This is a genomic window from Robinsoniella sp. RHS (genome assembly GCF_001029355.1).
GTDB classification, from domain to species: domain Bacteria; phylum Bacillota; class Clostridia; order Lachnospirales; family Lachnospiraceae; genus Robinsoniella; species Robinsoniella peoriensis.
Window position 1 is genome coordinate 45,642 of the sequence record NZ_JNGB01000033.1, and the last position, 6,594, is coordinate 52,235.

The window sequence follows — 6,594 nt, forward strand, 5'->3', positions numbered from 1 at the left end:
TCACTTGCAAAATCAGGAAAAAATGTGAAAATACGCTATTTTTATAGTCTTATATCACTCTAAAAAATGATTTAGTTACCCATCTGCTTTGCAACTTCAGCAGCAAAATCTTCCTGTTTCTTTTCGATACCTTCGCCAGTTTCGAAACGAACAAAGCTCTTGATTGTAATTTTAGCATTGTTAGCTTTTGCAACAGAATCAACATATGCTTTTACGTTCTGTTTTCCGTCTTCTGCTTTTACATAGATCTGATCTAATAAGCAGATTTCTTTTAATTCTTTGTTGATACGTCCCATTACCATTCCGCTGATGATCTTGTCATTCGCATCCGGTTTTTCATTTTTAGCCTGAACAGTTAAAATTTCTTTTTCTTTTTCGATGTATTCCTGGTCTACTTCATCTCTGCATGTATATACAGGTTTTAAAGCTGCAGCCTGCATAGCTACGTTTTTAGCCATTTCTTTAATATCATCGTTAACAACATCTGTTTCAACATCTACTAAAACGCCGATCTTTCCACCCATATGTGTGTAAGATGCCACGAATCCGTTTTCTTCTGTAACCTGTTTAAATCTTCTGATGTTCATGTTTTCGCCGATTACTGCGATCTGTCCTGCTAATTCTTCTTTAACAGTCTTTGTAGTATCAGCTTTCCAAGGTTCTTCCATGAATGCTTCGATATCTGCTGCATCTGTAACCATAGCCTGTGCTGCTACTTCTGCAACGTATGCCTGGAATTTTTCATTCTTTGCTACGAAGTCTGTCTCAGCATTAACTTCAACTACAACTGCTTTCTTATCATCATCAGATACAAGAACTTTACAAAGACCTTCTGCTGCGATTCTTCCTGCTTTTTTCTGAGCAGTAGCAAGTCCTTTTTCTCTTAAGAACTCAACAGCTTTGTCCATATCGCCTTCAGTTGCTGTAAGCGCTTTTTTACAATCCATCATACCAGCGCCTGTCGTTTCTCTTAATTCTTTTACCATTCCTGCGGTAATAGCCATTTTATTCTTCCTCCTGAATTTGTATTTATTATTGTAACTATCATTTGCGTTAATATTCAATTCAATTGAAAATAACTGCATAATTACATTAGTTTCTATTTTAAAATTCTACTTTACTTAAGAAAGTGCGCACTAAATTAGTGCGCATTCTCCGTTTTCTATGATTATCGCTTATGCTTCTACTTCTGTTTCAGCTTCTGCATCCATGAATTCTTCAGCAACATCTGCTTCTGCACCCTGGTTTGCTTCAATAACAGCATCTGCCATTTTAGAAACGATTAATTTTACAGCTCTGATTGCATCGTCATTACCCGGGATAACGAAATCAAGTTCTTCAGGATCACAGTTTGTATCTGCAATACCGATTAACGGAATTCCCAGTGTATGAGCTTCCTGCACACAGATTCTTTCTTTCTTAGGATCTACTACGAAGATTGCATCCGGGATCTTCTTCATATCTTTGATGCCGCCCAGATTCTTCTGTAATTTATCTAATTCTTTCTTTAATGCGATAACTTCTTTTTTCGGAAGAACATCAAATGTTCCATCTTCCTGCATTGTTTCAATTTCTTTTAAACGGTTAATTCTGCTCTGGATGGTTTTGAAGTTTGTAAGCATACCGCCTAACCATCTTTCATTTACAAAGTACATGTTACAACGTTCAGCTTCGCTTTTAACAGCGTCCTGAGCCTGTTTCTTTGTTCCTACGAACAAGATTGTGCCGCCTTCTGCTGCGATGTCAGAAACTGCCTTGTAAGCTGTGTCTACCATACCTACAGATTTCTGTAAGTCGATGATGTAGATACCGTTTCTTTCTGTGTAAATGTACGGAGCCATTTTAGGGTTCCATCTTCTTGTCTGATGTCCAAAGTGAACACCTGCTTCGAGTAACTGTTTCATTGAAATTACGCTCATGTTTTTTTCTCCTTTTTGGTTAAAATCCTCCGTGCATTTCACTCTTCCTCCAAAACCGGACATTCGGCACCGTCTTCGGAATCCATGCACGTGTGTTATTTTTTGCCTATGTAGTATAGCATATTATGGCAGCGAAAAGCAAGGACTTTTTCGAATAATTCGAAATATTTTGTAATATGTTCTGGGATTTTGCATATAACGAAAAAAATCCCTCCAAAGCAGCAGTGCTTTTTATTTTACACATACTGCTTTAAAGAGATCTGCTTTAATAAAACTTATTCATGACGCAGCGCATCGATGGGATTCAGCTTCGCCGCTTTTACAGATGGCAGCAGACCAAAGATGATTCCGATCAGCATCGAGAAAATAACTGAGCCAATTATTGCCGGAACACTGATTGCCACTGGAATCTGCGATATCTTGGAAATCGCCTGGGCAAGTATAATTCCTGCAATAACACCTATAATTCCTCCAAGACTGGTCAACACCGCTGCTTCCGTTAAGAACTGTCCTAAAATACTCTTTTTCTTGGCACCGATTGCTTTCTTTAATCCAATTTCACTGGTACGTTCCGTAACAGATACCAGCATAATATTCATTACACCGATACCACCAACCAGAAGTGAAATACTTGCAATCCACAGGAGCTGGTTATTTGTTGCGGCACTCAGCTCTTCTTTTTCCTTTGCAATCTGCAAAACATCGGAAGCTTTGTATTTAATATTATCTGTATTGGTAACGGACGCATTTACAATGTCGGCACACTTCTTACCAATACTGCTCATGTCATCCGTATTTTCTGCCTTCATTACTATATTCTGAGGCTCGTCATACTGATATGGAATACACCATGATGAAGTCGTAAGGTAAACAATACCACTTGCTTCATTTCCTTTATAGTTGCTATAGTCCTCCATAGAATTAATAACAGGTTCAAATTGATCACTCTTAACCACCACACCAACTACGGTGAATGGCTCACCTTTTATTTCTATGGTTTTTCCAAGCGGATCTTCATCCTGAAACAGGCTTGTAGCCGCCGACTCATCCAGGATTGCTACTTTACGAAAATTTTTGTAATCTTCTTCTAAGAATGGGCGTCCCGTTTTCATTATGTAACCGCAGGTGGCGAAGTAATCCAAATCAACTCCGTAGACTCCGCCTCCGTCCAAACTGGTATTCTGATGGTAGATTCCATCTGCATACGCTCTTCTTGTATATAATGATACTTTTTCAACGCCGCTTATATCACTTATTTCTTTTTTCGTCTCTTCCGAAATTACTGGCACACCCTTAGGAAGGGCGTCGTAATCGGAAAGGGAATAATCATCCCAGTCACCCTGGCTTAAGCTTACCGTAACGGTATTATTACCCCCGCCAATCAGGTTCTTTTTAATCTGCTCATTGGTTCCCTGGATTGTGGAAACAATGGATATAATAGATGCGATACCAATGATGATACCCAGCATGGTTAAAAATGACCTCATCTTATGTGACCAGATGCCCTGAAAGGACAATCGTATATTCTCTAACACTGTTCCACCTCCTAGTACATCATTTCACTGGTGTCATCAGCATCTTTTACTTTTGCACCGTTCTTAACATTTTTACCATATGGGAATGAGATCTTATCTTCGTTGGTTAAACCTTCTTTAATTTCAATGTACTGTGAAAATAATGTTTTACCTGTCTTTACAAACTGCTGCTTCAAACGGTTATTCTCGTCTACCTTGTAAACGTAGCTCTGCCCGTTTTCTGTTCTTACATAAGCCTTATATAAATAAATGGTATTTGCATTTCCCGAACCGCCGCTGATTGTGATCTGGGCGGATTCATTATTGCTCAAACCATCTGCTGATTCAATATAAGCCGTAAATGGATAGTATGAGGAATTAGAGTTTCCTTCGCCAAAACCATAGCTGTTGGAATCCTCAGGATAAGGAGATATTTCTGTAATCGTAGCTGCAAAACTAATCCCGCTTTCATTACCCATTCCCTGGACAATATCGCCTTTTTTAATTGTATCCAGGTTCAGTTCACTGATTGCCCCTTTTACATACAGTCCTTCATCACTGGTGATTACAACGAAAGCTTTTCCGTCAACTTCTCCAACATTTGGATCACCAACGCTTTTTACAACGCCGTTGATTGTAGATGATATGGTTGCCTCATTTACTTCTCTTCTGGACTTTTCAATCTTCAGACTGGATTCTCTTTTATCCAGTTCCAGTTTCCGGATCTCTGCTTCTTTTTCCTTAATTGCCTGTTTTAATTCGTCTTCGGTATAGCCTTCATCAAAATCTCCCGGATCACTCCAGTCAACATCTCCCGGATCTCCCCAATTGCCGTTTTTATCATCGTCTTTAGGAGGATCATTGATATCGGTTTCCTGCTTTTTGATTCCATCACTGGTAAATACCCAGGAAGTTCCCGGCGCATAACCATGGGTGACCTTGATCGTTCCGTCAAAGCCAATGGATTTAATAAATCCTCCTGTCAGAGAATCTGCCTCACGTATTTCTAATTTCGCGTGATATCCGCTTCGGATGGATTTTTCACCCTTTTCATCAAATCCCAGCATTTTATTAATAAAGGAACCTTTGACTACCGTACCGTCCTTACAGAAGAATACATAGGGATTTTTCTTTGTTCCTTCTCCCTTATATGGCTCTGATTTGTAATCCAGAATATCATAAGGTTTAATTGTTGCTGCGGGTGAATCTGCCGGTTCATTGTAATGATAATTCAAGGTAAATGTTCCAGCCGGCTTTTCTTTCATAATCAACGAATACTCAGCTACCTCTTCTCCTTTAACCGAATAAGTTCCGGATGGATCTAAGTTTGTAAACGTTGCACTCCATTTATTATCAGCCGTTAATGTTTTTACATCTGCTTGTTTATCACCATTCATCAAAGTAACTTTTACCCCGGAAGGGTAATCAGCCAATGCATTGGTACCATGATCCCAGCCGATATTCACAATAATGCTGTTTAACTCAGCCGGAGCATCTGTCGATGGTGTCTCCGGTTGCTGATTTGTCTCTGTTGCCGGCTCCTGGCTGTCTGTTGGTTTTGTTTCCGGAGCATCCGTACTGTCTCCGCTTTCACTTGATTTGGTATCCGGCGTACTGGTATCGCCAGTGTTCCCGGTACTGTCTGTATCATTTGTGCTGCCCTGCATCTGACTCATAGATGCTGTAACAAAATTTTCTGTCAGGATTGCCCTTGCTTCATCTCCCGGTCCGTCATCGTCATCGTCATCGGAATCATCACTGGGACCCTGATTTGGTATATTGTGATTTGCCTTAGCTGAATTCGGAAGAGGTGTCACCTTTTTCAATTTTTCCAGGTCATTTTTCGATCCCTGTATTTTTAAATCCAGTGTCTTTCCATCCAGTTCATACATCTCCAGATTCAGTTCCATAAGGGTTGTATCATAAGACAAAAGCTTATCCCCTACCTTGACTTTATCGCCTTCTTTTACATATACCTCATTTACAATCTGATCGGAAGCCAGATGTACTTCCTGACTAATATCAGATACTATATTGGCATATAGCGTGCTTCCGTCTCCCATCATACCCATTCCCTGAAACTGAGAAACCGGAATGACCTCTACCGGATCACCACCTGATTTTACTACTTTAAACACACCAAACCCGGCGGCACCAACTACAAGGACAGAAGCAATACAGATACCTGCTATGGTAATTTTTTTCACTTGGTAACCTCCTTTGGATTGCTTTCAGAGAGTTCTCCGTCAAATATATATACCGTCCTTTTTGCACACTGTGCAATCCCCGGGTCATGGGTAATCATAACAACTGTTACCCCTTCCTCATTTAGCTTTTCAAATAACTCCATTACCTGTTTGCTGGATCTGGAGTCCAAAGCGCCTGTAGGCTCATCTGCCAGGATTATCTTCGGATTATTTACCAAAGCTCTGGCGATTGCCACCCTCTGCTTCTGTCCGCCGGAGAGCTGCGTGGGTTTGAACTCTATACGATCTTCCAGCCCAACTCTTTCCAGTGCCTGTGCCGCTCTCTTCAAACGTTCTTTCTTATGCACGCCTGCGTAAATCAACGGTAATGCTACATTTTCAAGAGCACTCTGCCTTGGAAGCAGCTGAAAGGTCTGAAATACAAATCCTACGCTCTTTAAACGCACATCCGATACAGATTCCTCTTTTAGTCCCAGTACATCCTGTCCATCCAGCAAAAATGTTCCTTTTGTCGGCTTGTCAAGACAGCCCACAATATTCATAAGCGTTGATTTTCCGGAACCGGAAGGACCCATAATTGCAACATATTCACCTTTTTCTACATGAAGGCAAACATCCTTTAATACCGGGACAACCATTTTGCCCTGAATATAATCTTTATAGATATGATCTAACTCAAGAATCACTTTGTTGCCTCCATTTCTTAATTGCCTGCTGAAGCCGGCGCAGAACCATCACCTTCAATCGTTACAGGTCCCGGCGATACTACACTTCCTTCAACGTCATTTTCATCCATTGCATCATCAGCTCCATCATCATCACCTGGCGCAATCTCTGCTTCGCCGCCTTCGTCGCTGCCATTAATCTCCTGAACATCCATGCTGCCGGATACGCCATTTCCTGCATCCATTCCGCCATCCATGCTTCCTCCCGGCATTACACCTTCACCGCCCT

Annotated in this window: 6 protein-coding genes; all 6 read right to left on the reverse strand. The window is 40.8% G+C overall.

Features of this window, described 5'->3' with window-relative positions:
- Window positions 1-71: 71 nt before the first annotated feature.
- Window positions 72-1,004 carry a translation elongation factor Ts gene (tsf, locus tag RHS_RS15905; protein ID WP_027293603.1) on the reverse strand — a complete coding sequence of 311 codons (933 nt, stop codon included), beginning with the start codon at window positions 1,002-1,004 and terminating at the stop codon, window positions 72-74.
- Window positions 1,005-1,175: 171 nt separating this feature from the next.
- Window positions 1,176-1,919: a 30S ribosomal protein S2 gene (gene rpsB / locus RHS_RS15910; RefSeq protein ID WP_027293602.1), complete on the reverse strand. Its 744-nt coding sequence runs from the start codon at window positions 1,917-1,919 to the stop codon at window positions 1,176-1,178.
- Between the two features lie 275 nt (window positions 1,920-2,194).
- The gene (locus RHS_RS15915) at window positions 2,195-3,454 is read right to left on the reverse strand and encodes an ABC transporter permease (protein WP_027293601.1); all 1,260 of its coding nucleotides are present in this window, start codon (window positions 3,452-3,454) and stop codon (window positions 2,195-2,197) included.
- 11 nt (window positions 3,455-3,465) lie between these two features.
- Entirely contained in the window at window positions 3,466-5,640 is a 2,175-nt protein-coding gene (locus tag RHS_RS15920) for a Cna B-type domain-containing protein (RefSeq protein WP_047833746.1), read from the reverse strand.
- Complete coding sequence (locus RHS_RS15925) at window positions 5,637-6,326, reverse strand: ABC transporter ATP-binding protein (protein ID WP_044293067.1); 690 nt, start codon at window positions 6,324-6,326, stop codon at window positions 5,637-5,639. Before RHS_RS15925 ends, RHS_RS15920 begins: the two co-directional genes overlap by 4 nt.
- Before the next feature lie 17 nt (window positions 6,327-6,343).
- The coding region (locus RHS_RS15930) for a hypothetical protein (protein ID WP_047833747.1) at window positions 6,344-6,594 on the reverse strand (251 nt) is incomplete at its 5' end.